18 protein-coding genes are annotated in these 17,134 nt (G+C 70.8%); 11 read left to right on the top strand and 7 right to left on the bottom strand.

Annotated elements, in window-relative coordinates; genetic code table 11:
- Positions 1-68: 68 nt before the first annotated feature.
- Positions 69-353, bottom strand: coding sequence for a hypothetical protein (locus ABD481_RS12460; protein WP_344665765.1), 285 nt, complete (start codon positions 351-353; stop codon positions 69-71).
- A 347-nt stretch (positions 354-700) separates the two neighbouring features.
- On the opposite strand from ABD481_RS12460, the gene ABD481_RS12455 reads away from it, so the two are divergent.
- Positions 701-1,480 carry an HAD-IIA family hydrolase gene (locus ABD481_RS12455; protein WP_344665764.1) on the top strand — a complete coding sequence of 260 codons (780 nt, stop codon included), beginning with the start codon at positions 701-703 and terminating at the stop codon, positions 1,478-1,480.
- 68 nt (positions 1,481-1,548) lie between these two features.
- On the top strand, positions 1,549-1,758 hold the full coding sequence (locus ABD481_RS12450; protein WP_344665763.1) for a hypothetical protein: 210 nt from the start codon (positions 1,549-1,551) through the stop codon (positions 1,756-1,758).
- A 115-nt stretch (positions 1,759-1,873) separates the two neighbouring features.
- Here ABD481_RS12450 and ABD481_RS12445 read toward each other — a convergent pair whose 3' ends face one another.
- Positions 1,874-3,898 (bottom strand): acetoacetate--CoA ligase, encoded by a 2,025-nt coding sequence (locus ABD481_RS12445; protein WP_344665762.1) that lies wholly within the window; start codon positions 3,896-3,898, stop codon positions 1,874-1,876.
- 80 nt (positions 3,899-3,978) lie between these two features.
- Positions 3,979-4,398 carry a winged helix-turn-helix transcriptional regulator gene (locus ABD481_RS12440; RefSeq protein WP_344665761.1) on the bottom strand — a complete coding sequence of 140 codons (420 nt, stop codon included), beginning with the start codon at positions 4,396-4,398 and terminating at the stop codon, positions 3,979-3,981.
- Positions 4,399-4,559: 161 nt separating this feature from the next.
- Here ABD481_RS12440 and ABD481_RS12435 point away from each other — a divergent pair, with 161 nt between their 5' ends.
- The 8 genes from ABD481_RS12435 to ABD481_RS12400 all read left to right on the top strand — a co-directional run bounded on the left by ABD481_RS12435 (position 4,560) and on the right by ABD481_RS12400 (position 11,187).
- On the top strand, positions 4,560-5,129 hold the full coding sequence (locus ABD481_RS12435) for an NADPH-dependent FMN reductase (protein WP_344665760.1): 570 nt from the start codon (positions 4,560-4,562) through the stop codon (positions 5,127-5,129).
- A 124-nt stretch (positions 5,130-5,253) separates the two neighbouring features.
- On the top strand, positions 5,254-6,216 hold the full coding sequence (locus ABD481_RS12430; RefSeq protein WP_344665759.1) for a hypothetical protein: 963 nt from the start codon (positions 5,254-5,256) through the stop codon (positions 6,214-6,216).
- Positions 6,217-6,411: 195 nt separating this feature from the next.
- Positions 6,412-7,194: an AfsR/SARP family transcriptional regulator gene (locus ABD481_RS12425; RefSeq protein WP_344665758.1), complete on the top strand. Its 783-nt coding sequence runs from the start codon at positions 6,412-6,414 to the stop codon at positions 7,192-7,194.
- Positions 7,195-7,409: 215 nt separating this feature from the next.
- A complete protein-coding gene (locus ABD481_RS12420) occupies positions 7,410-7,649 on the top strand; it encodes a hypothetical protein (RefSeq protein ID WP_344665757.1) in 240 nt (79 codons plus the stop codon).
- Positions 7,650-7,735: 86 nt separating this feature from the next.
- Entirely contained in the window at positions 7,736-8,257 is a 522-nt protein-coding gene (locus ABD481_RS12415; protein ID WP_344665756.1) for a MauE/DoxX family redox-associated membrane protein, read from the top strand.
- A gap of 16 nt (positions 8,258-8,273) precedes the next feature.
- Complete coding sequence (locus ABD481_RS12410) at positions 8,274-8,813, top strand: hypothetical protein (protein WP_344665755.1); 540 nt, start codon at positions 8,274-8,276, stop codon at positions 8,811-8,813.
- Between the two features lie 2 nt (positions 8,814-8,815).
- Positions 8,816-10,711: an ABC transporter ATP-binding protein gene (locus tag ABD481_RS12405; RefSeq protein ID WP_425559159.1), complete on the top strand. Its 1,896-nt coding sequence runs from the start codon at positions 8,816-8,818 to the stop codon at positions 10,709-10,711.
- Positions 10,712-10,713: 2 nt separating this feature from the next.
- Positions 10,714-11,187, top strand: coding sequence for a S26 family signal peptidase (locus ABD481_RS12400; RefSeq protein WP_344665753.1), 474 nt, complete (start codon positions 10,714-10,716; stop codon positions 11,185-11,187).
- Between the two features lie 4 nt (positions 11,188-11,191).
- On the opposite strand, the gene ABD481_RS12395 is transcribed toward ABD481_RS12400, so the two are convergent.
- Positions 11,192-12,259 (bottom strand): patatin-like phospholipase family protein, encoded by a 1,068-nt coding sequence (locus ABD481_RS12395; protein ID WP_344665752.1) that lies wholly within the window; start codon positions 12,257-12,259, stop codon positions 11,192-11,194.
- A gap of 103 nt (positions 12,260-12,362) precedes the next feature.
- Here ABD481_RS12395 and ABD481_RS12390 point away from each other — a divergent pair, with 103 nt between their 5' ends.
- The gene (locus ABD481_RS12390; protein ID WP_344665751.1) at positions 12,363-13,265 is read left to right on the top strand and encodes a phosphorothioated DNA-binding restriction endonuclease; all 903 of its coding nucleotides are present in this window, start codon (positions 12,363-12,365) and stop codon (positions 13,263-13,265) included.
- A 214-nt stretch (positions 13,266-13,479) separates the two neighbouring features.
- Here the strand turns inward: ABD481_RS12390 and ABD481_RS12385 are convergent, their stop codons facing one another.
- The 3 genes from ABD481_RS12385 to ABD481_RS12375 form a co-directional block, all read right to left on the bottom strand.
- On the bottom strand, positions 13,480-14,655 hold the full coding sequence (locus ABD481_RS12385; RefSeq protein WP_344665750.1) for an acyl-CoA dehydrogenase family protein: 1,176 nt from the start codon (positions 14,653-14,655) through the stop codon (positions 13,480-13,482).
- Positions 14,656-14,669: 14 nt separating this feature from the next.
- A complete protein-coding gene (locus tag ABD481_RS12380) occupies positions 14,670-16,226 on the bottom strand; it encodes an acyl-CoA carboxylase subunit beta (protein ID WP_344665749.1) in 1,557 nt (518 codons plus the stop codon).
- Between the two features lie 131 nt (positions 16,227-16,357).
- A partial coding sequence (locus tag ABD481_RS12375) for an LLM class F420-dependent oxidoreductase (RefSeq protein ID WP_344665748.1) occupies positions 16,358-17,134 on the bottom strand: 777 nt, incomplete at its 5' end.

Here is a 17,134-nt window from a genome sequence, read left to right as displayed (position 1 = left end):
GCCTATGCGCCGTCCCTCCCGCTTCATACCGTTATTCCGTTATCGGTACTGCGACCAGCCGGGGTGAATCAGAGCTGGATGCAGAGCAGGCCGGGGATCGAGATGGAGATCGGATACGGCCAACCCTCGCACCACCACCACCAACCCCAGCCCCAGCCCCACGAGGCGGGCATGGCGGTCGCGGAGACCGGCGCGTTCATCGGAATCGCGTGCGCGGGAACCGTGCGCGTGGCGATCGTGGTGGCGGCCGGAGCCGTGGTGGCCGAGGCCGACGAGGCCGCGACGGCGCCGAAGCTCGCGAGCATAACGGTCGCGCCCGCGGTCGCGGTGAGTTTCATGAAGCGAGTACTCATGATGAAAACTCCTCCTTCACAAACCGGCCCGCAGCAGGCGGGCCCTCAAGAAGTCTGGGCAACGAGCCCGGTGCACGCGCACGTCTGCTGCGCTGTTCGGTCGAGCGGTAGCCGGCTGACCTGTGACTTTAGGCACCCTCCCGATCACGCGTGCTACCCTCGTGGTCGCCGGTGCGTAGAAGATGTCCCCGGGCCTCAACTAACGCCGTCGCGGAATACCGTTCGGCTGGAGCCGCGGCGAGCTTTCCGCCGCGAGGCGACACGCGCACCGGCGCTAAACCTTTTCACTTCTGGAATGATGGTCACCGCCACCGCAATGTCCCCTTCCATTCCAGGAGCAGATCAGAGTGCATGACCGCAAGCCCGTCGAGAGCTGGATGACCGATATGGACGGCGTCCTGATCCGCGAGGGGCACATGATCCCGGGCGCGGACGAGTTCATCCGCCGGCTGCGGGCCAAGGACCGTCCCTTCCTGGTCCTCACCAACAACTCGATCTACACCCCGCACGATCTGTCGGCCCGCTTGACCGGTATCGGGATCCCGCTGCCGCAGGAGCACATCTGGACGTCGGCGCTGGCCACCGCGCAGTTCCTCGACAACCAGCGGCCGAACGGCACCGCCTATGTCATCGGGGAGGCCGGACTGACCACCGCGCTGTACGACGTCGGATACACCTTGTCCGAGGCCGATCCGGACTACGTCGTGCTCGGGGAGACCCGCGCCTACAGCATCGACGCCATCACCCGGGCCATCCGCCTGGTCACCAACGGCGCCCGGTTCATCGCCACCAACCCGGACGCCACCGGCCCGACGCCGGACGGCCCGCAGCCGGCCTGCGGCGCGGTCGCCTCGCTGATCACCAAGGCGACCGGGGTCGAGCCGTACTTCGTCGGCAAGCCGAATCCGCTGATGATGCGCGAGGGTCTGAACAAGATCCAGGCGCACTCGGAGGTGACGGCGATGATCGGCGACCGGATGGACACCGACGTGCTGTGCGGCATCGAGGCGGGTCTGGAGACCTTCCTGGTGCTGTCCGGTGTGACCCAGGCCAGCGAGATCGACCGGTTCCCGTTCCGCCCCTCGCGGATCGTGAAGTCGATCGCGGACCTGGTCGACGAGGTCTGAGTCGGCCGGTCCCAGCAGTGAGCAGCTTCGTCCCCGCCGCCCGTCGGCCGGAAGACAGTGGTTTGACAATGTACGAGAACAGCAGGAGCGGCGCCGCGCGAGCGGGCGCCCTCGGTCCCAGCAGCACTCCGGTCTTCGACGCGCTGATGAGCGAGTTCCGGGCCAACTTCCGGACGGTTCCGGGCGAGCCGTGGTCACCGTCCCCGGTGCCGCGGTTCGCCGGGATGTCCGTGTCCACCAGCCAGTTCGGGCTGCCGCCGGGCCACGGCGGGCTCTGAGCGGTGCGCGGTCGGCCCGGCGGCGACGCCGGGCCCGTCGGCGCGCTCGCCAACCCGGGGGTGCGTGCGCGCCGGGCTCGTCAGCCCCCTGCGTCCCCGGCGCCCGCCGCGCTCGTCAGTCCCCTGCGTCCCGGGTGCCCGCCGAGTCCCGGGTGCCGGCGTAGTCGATGAACCACTGGATCAGCGCCGGGTCGTCGACGGTGCCCAGGTTCACGGCCTTGGCCGGGTCGGCGCCGGTGAGCAGCCGCTTCACCGGGATCTCCAGCCGCTTGCCGGTGCGGGTGTGCGGGACGCCGGGCACGGCGATCAGCTCGTCGGGCACGTGCCGGGGCGTGAGCTCGGCGCGGATCGCGGCGGCCACCTTGGCGCGCAGCGCGTCGTCCAGCGCCGCTTCCGGGGCCAGGTGCACGAACAGCGGCATCCAGTAGCCGCCATCGGGCAGCTCCACTCCGATCACCAGCGACTCGCGGATCTCCGGCAGCTTCTCGACGACCTCGTAAATGTCCGCCGAGCCCATCCGCACGCCCTGCTTGTTCAGCGTGGAGTCGGAGCGGCCGTGGATGACCACGCCGCCGCGTTCGGTGATGGTGCACCAGTCGCCGTGCCGCCAGACGCCGGGGAACACGTCGAAGTAGGCGTCGTGGTACTTGTGGCCGTCCGCGTCGTTCCAGAAGAACACCGGCATCGACGGCGTCGGGGCGGTCAGGACCAGTTCGCCGACCTCGTCCACATGCGGCTTGCCCTCGGGATCCCAGGACTCCACCCGGCAGCCCAGCGCGCGGCACTGGATCTCGCCGGAGTAGACCGGCAGCAGCGGGTTGCCGGCGACGAAGGCGGTGCAGACGTCGGTGCCGCCGGACAGCGAGTTCAGCCAGATGTCCTCGCCGACGGCCTCGTAGACCCAGCGGAAGCCGGTCGGCGGCAGCGGGGAGCCGGTGGAGCCGATGGCCCGCAGCGCCGAGAGGTCGAAGTCGCGGCCGGGGTGCAGTTCCGCCTTCTGCGAGGCCATCAGGTAGCCGGCGCTGGTGCCGAGCAGGGTGGCCCGGGTCTTCTCGGCCAGCCGCCACAGGCCGCTGACGTCGGGGTAGGCCGGGCTGCCGTCGTAGAGCACGGCCGTGGCGCCGAGCAGCAGCGAGCCCAGGACGACGTTCCACATCATCCAGCTCGTGGAGGAGTACCAGAAGAAGCGGTCGCCCTCCTCCACGCCCATGTGGAACGCGATGGCCTTGTAGTGCTCCAGCAGGATGCCGCCGTGGCCGTGGACAATGCCCTTCGGCAGACCGGTGGTGCCGGAGGAGTAGAGGATCCACAGCGGGTGTTCGAAGGCGACGGCCTCGAACTCCAGGGTTGCGTTCGCGCCCGCGCCTTCGGGACCGGCGATCGCTTCGGCCCAGCGGATGCTCTCCGCGCAGGCCGGGCCTTCGGGGAACTGGTAGTCGACCCAGATGGTGTGCTCGACCGTGGGCAGCGCGTCGCGCGCCTCCATGCACTCGGCGCGGCGGTCGATGCGCTTGCCGCCGTAGCGGTAGCCGTCGACGCCGATGAACACCTTGGGCTCGATCTGGGCGAAGCGGTCCAGGACGCCCTGGGTGCCGAAGTCCGGGCCGCAGGAGGACCAGGTCGCGCCGACCGAGGCGACGGCGAGCACGGCGACGATCGCGTGCGGGGTGTTGGGCAGGAAGGCCGCGACGGTGTCGCCGGGGCCGACGCCCCAGGCCCGCAGGGTGGCGGCCAGGCCGGCGACCTGGTGGCGCAGCGTCGCCCAGGAGGTCGCGACGGGCTCGGCGCCCTCCTCGACGAAGACCAGGGCCGGGCGGTCGTCGCTCGCGGCCCGGAAGACGTGCTCGGCGAGGTTCAGCGTGGCGCCGGGGAACCAGTGGGCGCCGGGCATCGCGGCGTCCGGGAGGACGGCGGTGTAGGGGGTGCGGGCCTGTACGTCGAAGTAGCGCCAGACCGTCTCCCAGAACTCGGCCGGGTGGTCGACGGACCACTGCCAGGCCTCGGCGTAGGAGGGGAAGGGGCCGACGCCCTCGGCCGGCAGCCAGTCCAGGTAGCGCTGCAACGGAGATTGCAGGCGCGCGGCCTCGCTGGGCGTCCAGAGGAGTTCCCCGAACGCGGCTGGCTGGTCGGCTGCGGACATCGTCGTCCCCCAACTTCGCGGTGATCACGCCTGACAAGCGTCAGATTAGCGGCACCGGAAGCGGGTGTCAGAGGCGCAGGTCAGCGTCCCTCGCCGGGTTCGAGGAACGACTCCTGGCAGCCCACGCCCTCGGGCAGCGGCGGCAGCTCGATCCACTTCTCGGCCCACTCCGCGAGCTCGCGGAAGGCCGGGGCGAGTTCGGCACCCTTCTGGGTGAGCCGGTACTCGACGCGGACCGGGGTCTCGGGGATCACGACGCGGTCGACGAGTCCGACCGCCTCGAACTCCTTGAGCCGCTCGGACAGCAGGCGGTCGGACAGCTTGGGGACGGCGGCGACGATGTCGGTGTAGCGGGTGGCCCCGGCCAGCATCGCGCGCAGGATGGCCCCGGACCACCGGCGGCCGATGATCTCGACGGCGGTGTGGAAGCGGGGGCAGAAGGAGCTCAGGCAGTCCTCGTGCCCCGCGGTGGTGCGCTCCGCGCTCAGGTTCTCTGCCATACCCCCAGCTTACCTTTCGTAGGCAACTTGACAACCGTAAGCGCGACGCCTACCTTCAACCTTACGAAAGGTAACCGACTCACAGAGGGTTACCGAGTAGGCCTCGGTGGGGAGTCGTCCCGCTCCTCGCCTCGGAAACCCAGACTTCGGGAGTGTCAGAAGTGACCATCAAGATTCTCGCCATCTCCGGTTCGCTGCGTAAGGCGTCCTCGAACACCGCGCTGCTCCGGGCCGCCAAGCAGCTGGCGCCGGAGGGCGTCGAGATCGAGATCTACGAGGCCCTCGGGCAGCTGCCGCACTACGACCAGGACCTCGAGGGCGACGTCCCGGCGAACGTGGTCGAGCTGCGGCAGCGGATCGCGGAGGCCGACGGCGTGCTGATCGCCACGCCGGAGTACAACTACTCGGTCCCCGGCGTGCTCAAGAACGCCCTGGACTGGGCCTCCCGCCCCTACGGCGAGTCGGTCCTGACCGGCAAGCCGGTGGCGATCATGGGCGCGTCCGGCAGCGCCTTCGGCACCGTCCGGGCCCAGAACCACCTGCGCGCCGTCTTCCACTTCCTGGACTCCAAGCTCGTGGGCAAGCCCGAGGTGCAGGTCGGCAACAACTGGGAGCGCTTCGACAACGACGGCAACCTGGTCGACGAGACCGCCCGCAACCTGGTCGCCGGCCTGGTCGCGGCGCTGGTCGTGGTGATCGACGACGTCCAGAAGGCCAAGGTCGCCGCCTGAGGCTCCGGATGTTCTGAGGTTTTGAGGTTGGGCCCCGTCGCGGATCGCGGCGGGGCCCGCTTTGTTGTGCCTCGCCGGAGCAGTCCGGCATGCGGCCGGTCGCCGGGTGCCGGACAGTGGACGCGTGGCGCACCCGGGCGTCGGCCCCAGCACGGCCGAGGACATCGGCGAGGCCTCGGTGCGCGCGGCGTTCGGGCGCGTCATGCACGATCCCCGGCACGCGCCCGAGACCCTCGCCACCTTCGGTGTCGGACGCCTGGGGCACGAGGCCGCGCGGCAGATGCAAGAGCTGCGGACCGCCCACCCGGACTGGGACCTCCCGCAGGCCCGGACCGAGGTCCTGCGGCGCGGGACCCGGACCGCGGTCTCGCGCGGCGCGCTGATCGGCGGACCGCTGCTGGCGCTGGCGCCGTACGGATTCTGCGCGGCGCTGCTGGCCCAGAACCGGATCGTGCTGGAGCTGGCGACGCTGGCCGGCCGGGACCCGAACGCGCCGGACCGGGCCGCGGAGCTGCTGGTGTTCCAGGACGCGTACCCGGACCTGGACGCGGCGCGCGCCGGCCTGGCCGAGGCCCGCTCGGCGGGGCCGCCCGCGCAGCCGGTGGGCCGGATCCGGGCGCTGTGGCGGGTGACGTGGCGGCTGGCCTACCTGCTGGGCTTCACCAGCCGCCGCCAGGAGGGCGAACGCAAGGTCCCGTTGTGGCTGCGCCTGCTCCGCTACCTCCTGATGGGCATCACGTTCGTGATCGGCCTGGTGGCCCCGATGGTGTGGATGCCGTACATGGCGGACTCCTACCGCCAGTCGACGGCACGCATCACGCAGCGGGCCGAGCGCTTCTACTTCGGCGGGACGACCGCCGTCCGGCACTCCCCCGACCACGCGTCGCGCGGCCTGGCCCTGGCCTCGGTGATGTTCACGGCCGGCCTGGTGCTGGTGACGCTGCTCGCCGGGATCCGGGTCTTCGACCGCACGTGGGTGGCCGTGGTGGTGGCGATGGCGATCGGGTCGCTGGCGGGTGCCGGGATCGGGGCTTTCGTGATGCGGCGGCGGCTACGGCGCGCGGATCGCCCGGCGCAGAGCAAGTGACGGATTCCCGCCACCGTTCGTGGCAACCAGGCTGATCATCTCAGCGTTCTCACACGGCGCCGGGAAAGACACCGGGGTCCTATAGCGGACGTTCCTAAATTCAGGTGTCAGGCTCGGGCGCGCGGGCAGATCGAGGAATAAGTCAAGGCACTGTCACAAGCCGTTTCCTGCCTTTTCGCCCTCAAGGAGCCTTCCGTGGTGATCCCACAGATATCCAACGAGTACATGTGCAACCCCGCGGTCCAGGTACTGGTCCTGGGCACGGTCGCGGTGATGGTCGACGCGGTGCCGGTACCCGTGTCGCGTCTGGAGCGGACGCTGGTCGCCGCCCTGGCCTGTGCGCCGGGGCGGATGGTGTCGACCGAGCGGCTGGTCGACATGCTGTGGCCGCATCGGCCGCCGTCCTGGGCGCGGACCCGGGTGCAGGCGATCGTCAGCTCGCTGCGCAAGCGGCTGGCCGTGGCCGGCGGCGATCCCGCCGCGATCACCACCGAGGACGGGGGGTACGCGCTGTGCGTCGACGCCGGGCACGTCGACGCGGAGCGCTTCCGAGAACTGAGCCTGCGCAGTCGGGCGACCGCCGACGCCGGGGATCCGACGACGGCGGCGGAGCTGGCCCGGGAGGCGCTGGCGCTGTGGCGGGGGCCGGCCTTCGACGGGTTGCGCTGCACGGCGTTGGAGGCCGAGGCCGTGTATCTGGAGGAGCTACGGCTGGCGGTGCTCGAAGACCGCATCGACGCCGACCTGCACGCCGGGCGGCACGCGCAGCTGGTGCCGGAGCTGGCCAGCTTCCGGGTGCGGCACCCCGGGCGGGAGCGGCTGGCCGGACAGCTGATGGTGGCGCTGGACGCGGTCGACCGGCACGCCGAGGCGCTGGCCGTGTACCGCGCGCTGCAACGGCATCTGCGGGAGGAGTACGGCACGAATCCGGGGCTGCGGATCCAGCAGATCCACGCCTCGCTGCTGCGGGCGCAGTGACGCGTCGCAGTGCTCTGCAATCTTCGCAGGACCCTGCAATTTTCGCAGGACTCTGAAACGGAGGCCGTCTGTCATTTCGTAGCGGCAACGCAGCGGCAGAGTAGCGGCAACGCAGCGGCGTCGCAGCGGCAACGCAGCGGTTTCGCAGGACCGCCGAGAAGACTTGACCGTCAGAGCTCGAACACAGAGCTCGACCACCGACGGAAGGACGGACGATGAAGTTCATCGGCTCTCTCGGCGACAAGATGCTGTCGCGCGTGCTGAAGCAGGACACCGCGGGCGCGTGCATCCCGGAGCACGGCGAGTCCTGCGGCCGGGTCCCGGTCAGCGGCGGCCACTGCGGCGGCGACGGCCACTGGTACCAGCGGTACTGCAACGCGGTGCTCAGCTGCACCGGCTCGTGCGTGTCCAACGGGCAGAACTGCTACGACCAGCACACCGGCTCGCTCTGCTAGGACTGAGCGGCTTGACCCGAATGTGATCCACCCGGCGGCGGGTACCCCTCCCACGTTCCCGCCGCCGCTCCCCCGGGACGGGTTCGATGGTCTACCTGAGTCTGTGCTGCCGCGGCCTGCTCGCCGCGGTGTTCCTGCTCGCGGTGGCGGGCAAGGCGCGCTCCCGCGCCGCGTACCGGGCGTTCGCCGCTTCGCTGGACGACGTCCGCTGGCTGCCCCCGCGGCTGCGCCGGGCCGCACCGCCGGCCCTGGTCGGCGCCGAGGCCGTGACGCTCGTGCTGCTCCTGGTCCCGGCCGCCGCCGCGCCGGGCTGCGCCTGCGCGTTCGTCCTGCTCGCCGCCTTCGCTCTCGGCGTCGGCCGATCGCTGCGGCGCGGCGAGGATGTCAGATGTCTGTGTTTCGGCGTCGACAACGGCCCGATGGACTCCTCCACGGTCGTGCGCAACACCGCGCTGGCCGCGTGCGCCGCCGCCGGATTCGCCGGCACCGCGCTGGCCTCGGGCCCGGCCTCCGGCGCGGGCACCGTCGTGGCCCTGGTCGGCGGCGCGGCCCTCGGCGCCCTGGTCACCCGCTGGGATGACCTCCACTATTTGCTGTTCTCCGCGTGAGGTAAGGGGTTTCTCGATGGTTGGTGTGCTCGCCGCGGCGGTCGCGGTGTTGGCTGTGGTGACCGGGCTGAACCTGGTCCTGCTGTTCGCGGTGATCCGGAAGCTGCGCACGACCGAGGCGCGGCTGGGCACGGCTCCGGTGGCCACGCTGCCGAAGCAGGGCTCGGAGATCGGCTCGTTCCTGATCGCCGCCGAGGACGACTCGATGATCTCCGACGCCTCGATCGGCGACGGGATGACGGTGGCCTGCGTGATGCCGGGCTGCGCGCCGTGCAAGACGCAGATCGCGGCGTTCCGGGAGCGCCCGCGGTCGGCGCCGGAGAAGACGGTGTTCTTCGTGTTCGGCGGGCAGGGCGAGCCGGAGACCGAGGAGCTGGTGACGTCGCTCGCCGGGCTCGGGCAGGTGGCGGTGACCCAGACCGCCGGGGCGGTCGGCGTCGCGCTGGACGACGTCACCAGCTTCCCGACGCTGCTGCGGACCGAGGGCGGGCGGATCGCCGCCGTCGGGCGGACGTGGGAGGACATCGGCGCGGTCGCGGTGGCGACGGTCCGGTGAGGCTGAAGAGGTCCGGGGCTGGTTCCGGGGTCGGGACCGGCCCCGGGTTCGGTTCCGGCGCGGGTTCACGGGCGCTGGCGCTGAGCTGGCGCGCCGCGCCGCTGGACACCACGCTCGAACTGGCGACCACCGTCGCGATGGGCCTCATCCCGGCGGCCGGCGCCTGGACCGGCAAGCTGCTGTTCGACGAGCTGGCGCGCGGACGCGCCATGGATCCGGGCCGCGCGAGCTGGCTGGTGGTGATCGGCGCGCTGCTGACCTGCTCCCAGGTGGCGCTGACACAGCTGAACGGCCAGCTGGCGCGCCGGGTGCAGCGGGCCGTGGCGCTGCGGGCGCAGGACCTGCTCTATCGCAGCGTAAACGCTTTCCCCGGTATCGGGTACTTCGAGGATCCAGCGTTCCAGGACCGGCTACGGCTGGCCGAACAAGGGGCGCAGACCGCGCCGCACGATATCAACATCCTGCTGACCGAGACGGCGCGCAACGGCGTCATCATCACCGGCTTCCTCGGCACCCTGCTGGCGGTGTGGCCGCCGATGGCGCTGGTCCTGCTGGTGACGGCCGTCCCGGCGGCGGTGGCGCAGCGGGCGCTGGCCGCGCGGCGGGCACGCACGACCGAGGAGACGATGGAGTCCCAGCGGCGCCGGTTCTTCTTCCAGCAGCTGCTCACCGACGCCACCATGGCCAAGGAGGTGCGGCTGTTCGGTCTCGGCGACCTGTTCCACGGCCGGCTGCTCGCCGCGGCCCGGCAGAGTGCCGATGCCGACCTCGCGGTCGAGGGGCACGGCTCGCGCGTGCAGACTGCGTTGTCGCTGCTGAGCGCGACAGTCGCGGCGGGCGGGACGGTCGTCGTGGTGCGCGGGGTGGCGGCGGGCCACGTCTCGCTCGGCGATCTGACGCTGTTCACCTCCGCGGTGCTGGGTGTGCAGGGCGCGCTGGCGACGATCATCGGGCAGGCGGCGCAGGCCGGGAAGACGCTGCGGCTGTTCCGGAGCTTCCTGGAGGTCGTGCACGCCGGGCCGGACCTGGTCGGCGGGAGCGCGCCGGTGGGGCCGCTGCGGGAGGGGATCGTCTTCGAGGACGTCTGGTTCCGCTACCACGCCGGGGCGCCGTGGGCGCTGCGCGGCGTGTCGGTGACGATCCCGGCGGGGCGCAGCGTCGGGCTGGTGGGGCTCAACGGCGCCGGCAAGAGCACGCTGGTGAAGCTGCTGTGCCGGTTCTACGAGCCGGAGCGCGGGCGCATTCTGTGGGACGGGATCGATGTCAGGGAGCTGTCGATCGTCGACCTGCGCCGTCGGATCGGCGCGACGTTCCAGGACTTCTGCCGCTATGACGTCACCGCCGCGGAGAACATCGGAGTCGGCGACGTGACCCGGCTGGACGACCGTGCGGCGATCCGGCAGGCTGCCGCGGCGGCCGGGATCGACGCGACGCTGGCCGGGCTGCGGGACGGATACGACACGCTGCTCAGCCGGATCTTCTTCGACGCTGATCGGGAACGCGGGCTGGCGTTGTCCGGTGGGCAGTGGCAGCGAGTGGCTGTGGCGCGGTCGCTGGTGCGGCGCGATGCCGATCTACTGATTCTGGACGAGCCGAGCTCCGGGTTGGACGCCGAGGCCGAGCACGAGATTCATCGGGCGTTGGCGGAGCATCGGCGGGGACGTACCAGTCTGCTGATTTCGCATCGGCTCAGCGCGCTGCGCGATGCCGATGTGATCGTGGTGCTGGAGCAGGGGCGCGTGGCTGAGCAGGGTACGCATGAGGAATTGCTGGGTACTGATTCGCAGTACGCGCGCCTGTTCGCGATTCAGGCGGCGGGCTATCGGGATACGCCGACAATGGCGGGTACCTCGGTAGCGCCAGCTATGCCGGTGACACCAGTGGGGAGCGCGAGGTAGTCATGATCGCTGAGGCTGTGGGCGGTGGTGGGTGGGTTGCCGCTGGGCTGGCCGCCGCCGCGGCGTTCGGGCTGGTGGTGATGCGGCGGCGGTACACGGTGATCACCGTTTCGGGCAGCAGTATGAACCCCACGTATGCCGATGGAGATCGGCTGCTGGTGCGGCGCGCGAGTGCCCGGCGAATCTCGCGCGAGCAGGTTGTTGTTTTTCGGATGCCGCCGGGACACCGCCAGGAAGGACTGCGCTGGCTGGTGAAGCGCGCTGCGGCGGTGCCCGGGGATCCGGTGCCGGCGGATATGCACGCGGTGGAGGGGCTGGGGGCGTTGGTGCCGCCCGGGCGGTTGCTGGTGCGGGGGGACAATCCGCGGAGCCTGGATTCGCGACACTTCGGGTATGTGCCGGCCGGGGATGTGTTGGGGGTGGCGGTGCGGCCGTTGGCGGTGCGGCCGTTGACGGGTGGTTCGCGGCGGGGGTGAGGTGTCAGCCCTCTGACTGCTGCTTCAGCGCCCCCGACATCAGCGCCCTGGCTGTCTCGCGGCCTGTTTCGAACGCGGTGTGCAGCAGGTCGCCGCCGGATTCCAGGCGGCTCACGTAGGGCGAGTCGTCGGGTGGGCGGATCGACAGGATCGCGGGAGCGGTGGGGTCGGCGTCGCGGTCGTGGTGGGTCAGGAGGCGGTCGTCCTCGGCGAGGCGGGTGTCTCGGGCCAGGAAGGCGGCGCGCAGCTGGGGGGTGTGGGGGCGCAGGCCCAGGTTCGCGACCAGGCGAGTGCCGCGTGAGGGGACGTGGTGGTTGGTGGCGCCGTCGCTGTCGCGGTTGTCGTTGCTGCTGTTGCTGTTGTTGCTGTTGTTGTTGTCGCGGTTGCTGTCGCTGTCGCTGCGGCGGCGGGAGCGCAGGACCAGGACGTGGGTGGCTCCGTCCCGCAGCGCCTGGCGGAACGGGATCGACTCGGCGACGCCGGCGTCGAAGTACCGTCGGCCGCCGACGGTGACCGGGCCGCCGGCCAAAAGCGGCAGTGCGGCGCTGGCGCGCATCGCGAGGCGGAGCGTCGCCTCGTCGACGAGTTCGGCGTGCAGGTCGGTCGCCTCGCCGGTGAGAACGTCAGTAGCCAGCGGGTGCAGCTCGATCGGGTTGGCCAGGACCGAGGCGAAGTCCAGCGGGAACACCTGGCGGTAGACCACCTCCACCAGCTGCCGGACATCCACCAGCGGGCGCCCGCGCAGGACGTTGCGCCGTCGGATCAGGGCCTTGGCGAACGCCGGGTCGGTCCATCCCCGCAGACCCTCCGGGCGTGAGCTGAGCAGCCATGTCGACGAGATGGCTCCGGCCGAGGCCCCGTACACGGCGTCGAAGGCGGGCAGCAGGCCCAGTTCGTGCACCGCGAGCGCCATCCCCGCCGAGACCGTTCCGCGCATCCCGCCGCCCTCGATCGCGAGCGCGACGCGGTGGCCGTCGGCGCGCGCCCCCGGGAGGCTGCCGGAAGCCGTCCGCTCGGCGAGGACTGTGTAGAGCCGATGCCGCACGGTCGGATCCGCTTCGGTGCCGCTCACGGCCCCTCCCTCACGCTGCGGGCGCGGGCGGTCCGGACGGGGCCCGTCGGCGGCATCCTAGCCAGCATGATCGGCGGGGAGGCGCTCAGGCTACGGTTATGCCGTGGACTGGCTGGGGCGGGTCGAAGGCATACGACGATGGAGCCGGGGCGGCGAACGGGCCCCGCACAAGCCGCTGCTGCTCCTGCTGGCGCTCGGCCGGCTCCAGCACGACGGTGACGGCCCGCTCCGGTTCACCGACATCGAGGCCGACCTCGGCCACTTGCTGCGCGAGTTCGGGCCGCCGCGCGCGACGAGTCCCGGCTACCCGTTCCATCACCTGACCAACGACGGCTTGTGGGTCGTCACGACCGAGAACGGCGAAGGCAGCCCCGGCCCAGGGCTGACCGATCTACGCCGGAGCGGCGCCGCGGGTCGCCTGGATCCGGAGTTCGCTCGTTCGCTGGCCACCGATCCGCACCTGCTCGCCCAAGTGGTGCGCGTGCTCCTGGACGCGAACTTCCCGCCGTCGCTGCACGCCGAGATATGCGCGGCCGCCGGCCTCGATCTCGAAGCCGCGGAACTGGCTTCCACGACCGCTCCACTGCCGGCGCGCCGAGCGCGATCAGCAGAGTTCCGCCGCGACGTCCTGCTGGCCTACGAATACCGGTGCTCGTTCTGCGGCTACGACGGCCTCCTCCGCAACACCGCGGTCGGCATCGACGCAGCCCACGTCCGCTGGTGGGCCTTCGACGGACCGGACACCGTCGCCAACGGCCTCGCACTGTGCTCGCTGCACCACAAACTCTTCGACAAGGGCGTCCTCGGCCTGGACGAGCAGCACCGCGTGACCGTATCCGCACACTTCATAGGACGGTCGCCCTCAGCGCGGACCATCGTCCTCGACCTCCTCGGCCACCCCATGCTCGGCCCGCAGCCAGGCTTCGACCCCCTCGACCCGACCCACGTCACCTGGCACCGCCAGCAGGTCTTCCAACTGCCGGCCAGGCAGGAGGCAGGCGCATGACGCCGGATCGTCAACGGCCGCGCCGACATGACACCGGACCCCAACCAGTCCGCAGACGAGACCGTCGACGAGATTCTGTCTCGTGTTTGGGACGAGGGCAGGGTCTACGACGAGAGCGTGTGAGGCCCTTGAACAAACGGCAGGGGCAGTCTCCAGCAGCTATCGCTTCGACGAACGTAGCTTCAGAGACCGCCCCTGAGTCGGTCCGCCAACGTCAGGCGTCCGGCAGCCCCATATCCCGAGCAATCAGCATCCGCTGCACCTCACTCGTCCCCTCCCCGATCTCCAGGATCTTCGAATCCCGCCACATCCGCGCGACCGGGAACTCGTTCATGAACCCGTACCCGCCGTGGATCTGCGTTGCCTCGCGGGCGTTGGTCACTGCGGACTCCGAGCTGTACAGCTTTGCCATCGCGGCCTCGGCTTTGAAGGGTTCGCCCTGGAGCATGCGGCTGGCTGCGTCGTAGTAGGCCAGGCGGGAGGTGTGGGCGCGGAGGCGCATGTCGGCGAGTTTGAATTGGATTGCTTGGTTGGTGCCGATGGGGTGGCCGAAGGCTTGGCGTTCGTGGGCGTATTTCACTGATTCGTCGACGCAGCCTTGGGCCAGGCCGGTGGACAGGGCGGCGATGGCGATGCGGCCTTCGTCGAGGGTGCGGAGGAAGTTCGCGTAGCCGCGGCCGCGTTGGCCGAGGAGGTTGGCGGCTGGGACGCGGACGTCGGTGAAGGAGAGTTCGCGGGTGTCGGAGGCGTTCCAGCCGACTTTGCTGTACTTCGGGGCCACGGTCAGGCCGGGGGTGCCGGCGGGGATCATGATGGTGCTGATCTCCTTGCGGCCTTCGGGGTGGCTCTCGGTCGGGCTCTGGGTGCCGGTCACGGCGGTGACGGTGATCAGGCCGGTGATGGCGGTGCCGGAGTTGGTGATGAAGGCCTTGCTGCCGTTGATCACCCACTCGTCGCCGTCGAGGACGGCTGTGGTGCGGGTGGCGCCGGCGTCGCTGCCGCCGCCGGGTTCGGTCAGGCCGAAGGCTCCCAGCATCTCGCCGGTGCAGAGCTTGGGCAGCCACTGCCGCTTCTGCTCCTCGGTGCCGAAGCGGTGGACGGGCATCGCGCCGAGGGAGACGCCGGCTTCGAGGGTGATGGCCACGGAGGAGTCGACGCGGGCCAGTTCCTCCAGGGCCAGGCAGAGGGCGAAGTAGTCGCCGCCCATGCCGCCGTACTCCTCGGGGAAGGGCAGGCCGAACAGGCCCATGCGGCCCATCTGGGCCACGATCTCGTAGGGGAACTCTTCCCGTTCGTAGAAGTCGCCGATCTTGGGGGCGACGACGTCGTGGGCGAACTCCTCGACGGTGGTGCGCAGGGCTTCGTATTCTTCGCTCAGACGGTGATCCATGGGAGTTCCTCCGCTCAGACCGGGGTGACGCCGTGGCGGCGGCGGGAGAAGAAGCGGTCCTTGCCCTCGGCCGCGCGGTAGCGGGCGATCAGGCTGGAGCGCAGGTCGGCCGGCTCGACGATGTCGTCGATCACCAGCTCGGAGGCCAGGCGTACGAAGTCGATGTCGGTCTCGTACTCGGCCCGCTTGTCGGCGACGAACGCGGCCCGCTCGGCCTCGTCCTCGATGGCGGCGATCTTGTTGGCGTAGACGGCGTTGACCGCCGCCTCGGCGCCCATCACGGCGATCTTGGCGGTGGGCAGGGCGATCGTGGCGTCCGGCTCGAAGCCGGGGCCGGCCATGGCGTACAGGCCCGCGCCGTAGGCCTTGCGGACCACCACGCAGATCTTCGGCACGGTGGCCTCGGAGACCGCGGTGATCATCTTGGCGCCGTGGCGGATGATGCCCTGCTTCTCCACGGCGGTGCCGACCATGAAGCCGGGCACGTCGGACAGGAACAGCAGCGGCACGTTGAAGGCGTCGCACAGCTGGATGAACCGGGTGGCCTTGTCGGCGGAGTCGACGAACAGGACGCCGCCCTTGAACATCGGGTTGTTGGCCACGATCCCGACCGGCTTGCCGTCCAGACGGGCGAAGCCGACGGTGAGCTCCTTGGCCCACAGCGCGTGGATCTCGAAGAAGGAGTCGGCGTCGACCAGGCCCTTGACGAAGCGGCGCATGTCGAAGGCCTGGCGCTCGCTGGCCGGGACCAGGCTCGCCAGGTCGATGTTCGCCGGGGAGTCCGCCGCGTCGGCGGCCGGGGCGTCCTGCTGCCAGTTCGAGGGCAGGTAGGACAGGTAGCGCTTGACGGTCTCCAGCGCCTCGGGCTCGGTCTTGACCAGGAAGTGCCCGACGCCGGACTCGGCGCAGTGCACCCGCGCGCCGCCCATCGCCTCCAGGGTGGTCTTCTCGCCGGTGACCATCTCGACCATGCGGTCGCTGCCCAGGTACATCGAGGCGTTGCCCTCGACCATCACCACGACGTCGCAGAACGCCGGGATGTACGCCCCGCCGGCCGCGCTCGGCCCGAACAGCGCGCACACCTGCGGGATCGAGCCGGAGGCCCGGACCTGGGTGTGGAAGATCTTGCCGGCGCCGCGCCGGCCCGGGAACAGGTCCACCTGGTCGGTGATCCGGGCGCCGGCGGAGTCCACCAGGTAGACCATGGGCACGCCGGTGCGGTAGGCGGTCTCGATAATCCGGATGATCTTCTCGACGGTGCGGGCGCCCCAGCTGCCGGCCTTGACCGTGGAGTCGTTGGCCATCAGGCACACCGGGCGGCCGTCGATCCGAGCGGTGCCGGTGACGACGCCGTCGGCGGGCAGGTCGCCGGCCATGACGTTGGCGAAGCGGCCGTCCTCGACGAACGAGCCCTCGTCGACCAGCAGTGCGACCCGCTCGCGGGCGAACAGCTTGCCGCGCTTCTCGTTGGCCGCGTGGTACTTCTCCGCCCCGCCGCGCAGGATCTCCGCGGTCAGCTCGGGCAGGTCGTGGTGCGGAAGGGTGTGCGGTGGCACGCCTGATTCCGTCATATGTGGCAACTCCCTTGTTGCTGATTTTTAAGCGTGTGCTGTGGGACACGCTGCAACAGAAGAGTCTGCCAAAAAAGACAGTGGCGCAACGCGCCTCCGCTTTAGGGGCGGTGGGGGGCGACGGGCGGGCCCTACTTTGCTAGTGCCCGGATCGTGTGCTCGATCACACCTGGGTCATAAGACTCCGGCAGCATCACGATCTCGTCGACACCCGCGTGGCGGTAGTCGTCGAAGGCAGTGCACACCTGGTTGAGGTCGCCTATCGCGGCTATGGACCGTAGGACGTCCTCCGGCATCGCGGCCATCAGCGAGCGCTCGTGGGCCCCGCTGCGAGCCAGGTCCACCAGCTCGCCGTGCCCGGCCTCGGCGAACATCCGGCCGAAGCCGTCGGCGTCCAGATAGGGCAGCAGCGAGCGCCGTATCCAGTCCAGGGAGCCCGCGTCGGGGTCCACGACGGTCGGCAGGAACACGGCCAGCCGCGGCACCGCGCGGTTCAGCCGGTCGGCGGTCAGCGCCAGCCGGGCCTTGATCCGGGCCGCGTGCTCGACGGTGGCCAGCGGCACCGCCACCCGGTCGGCGCGGCCCACGGCCACCTCGCTGGCCTCGATCCCGAAGGCGAGGACGGTCAGGGAGGCGCGGGAGGCGTCCAGGCGGGAGCTGAAGCCGCGAGAGCGGACCGAGACGCCCTGGAAGCTGACCTTCTCGCCGCGGGTCAGCGGGCCGAGGATGGTCAGCGACTCGGCCAGCACGGTGGCCGGGTCGGTGCGCGGGCGGCCGTGCCAGTCGACGACCACCAGGCCGGTGGAGGCGGTCAGCGCCAGGCCGATCGGACGGCCGGTGAGCGTGGCCACGCTGGCCGCGCCGCGGGCGGCGGTGACCGGGTCGCGCACGCCGGCCGGCAGCGGGCC

Source organism: Catenulispora yoronensis, assembly GCF_039531695.1.
GTDB lineage: Bacteria > Actinomycetota > Actinomycetes > Streptomycetales > Catenulisporaceae > Catenulispora > Catenulispora yoronensis.
The sequence above is the reverse complement of the archived record's forward strand: the minus strand, read 5'-3'. Positions and strand labels throughout refer to the sequence as shown.

Bases quoted from the DNA above. Each gene is read 5' to 3' on its own strand.
- ABD481_RS12380 (WP_344665749.1), bottom strand. From the start codon at position 16,226: ATGACGGAATCAGGCGTGCCACCGCACACCCTTCCGCACCACGACCTG.
- ABD481_RS12415 (WP_344665756.1), top strand. From the start codon at position 7,736: ATGGTCTACCTGAGTCTGTGCTGCCGCGGCCTGCTCGCCGCGGTGTTC.
- ABD481_RS12400 (WP_344665753.1), top strand. From the start codon at position 10,714: ATGATCGCTGAGGCTGTGGGCGGTGGTGGGTGGGTTGCCGCTGGGCTG.
- ABD481_RS12450 (WP_344665763.1), top strand. From the start codon at position 1,549: ATGTACGAGAACAGCAGGAGCGGCGCCGCGCGAGCGGGCGCCCTCGGT.
- ABD481_RS12420 (WP_344665757.1), top strand. From the start codon at position 7,410: ATGAAGTTCATCGGCTCTCTCGGCGACAAGATGCTGTCGCGCGTGCTG.
- ABD481_RS12445 (WP_344665762.1), bottom strand. From the start codon at position 3,898: ATGTCCGCAGCCGACCAGCCAGCCGCGTTCGGGGAACTCCTCTGGACG.
- ABD481_RS12410 (WP_344665755.1), top strand. From the start codon at position 8,274: ATGGTTGGTGTGCTCGCCGCGGCGGTCGCGGTGTTGGCTGTGGTGACC.
- ABD481_RS12385 (WP_344665750.1), bottom strand. From the start codon at position 14,655: ATGGATCACCGTCTGAGCGAAGAATACGAAGCCCTGCGCACCACCGTC.
- ABD481_RS12460 (WP_344665765.1), bottom strand. From the start codon at position 353: ATGAGTACTCGCTTCATGAAACTCACCGCGACCGCGGGCGCGACCGTT.
- ABD481_RS12440 (WP_344665761.1), bottom strand. From the start codon at position 4,398: ATGGCAGAGAACCTGAGCGCGGAGCGCACCACCGCGGGGCACGAGGAC.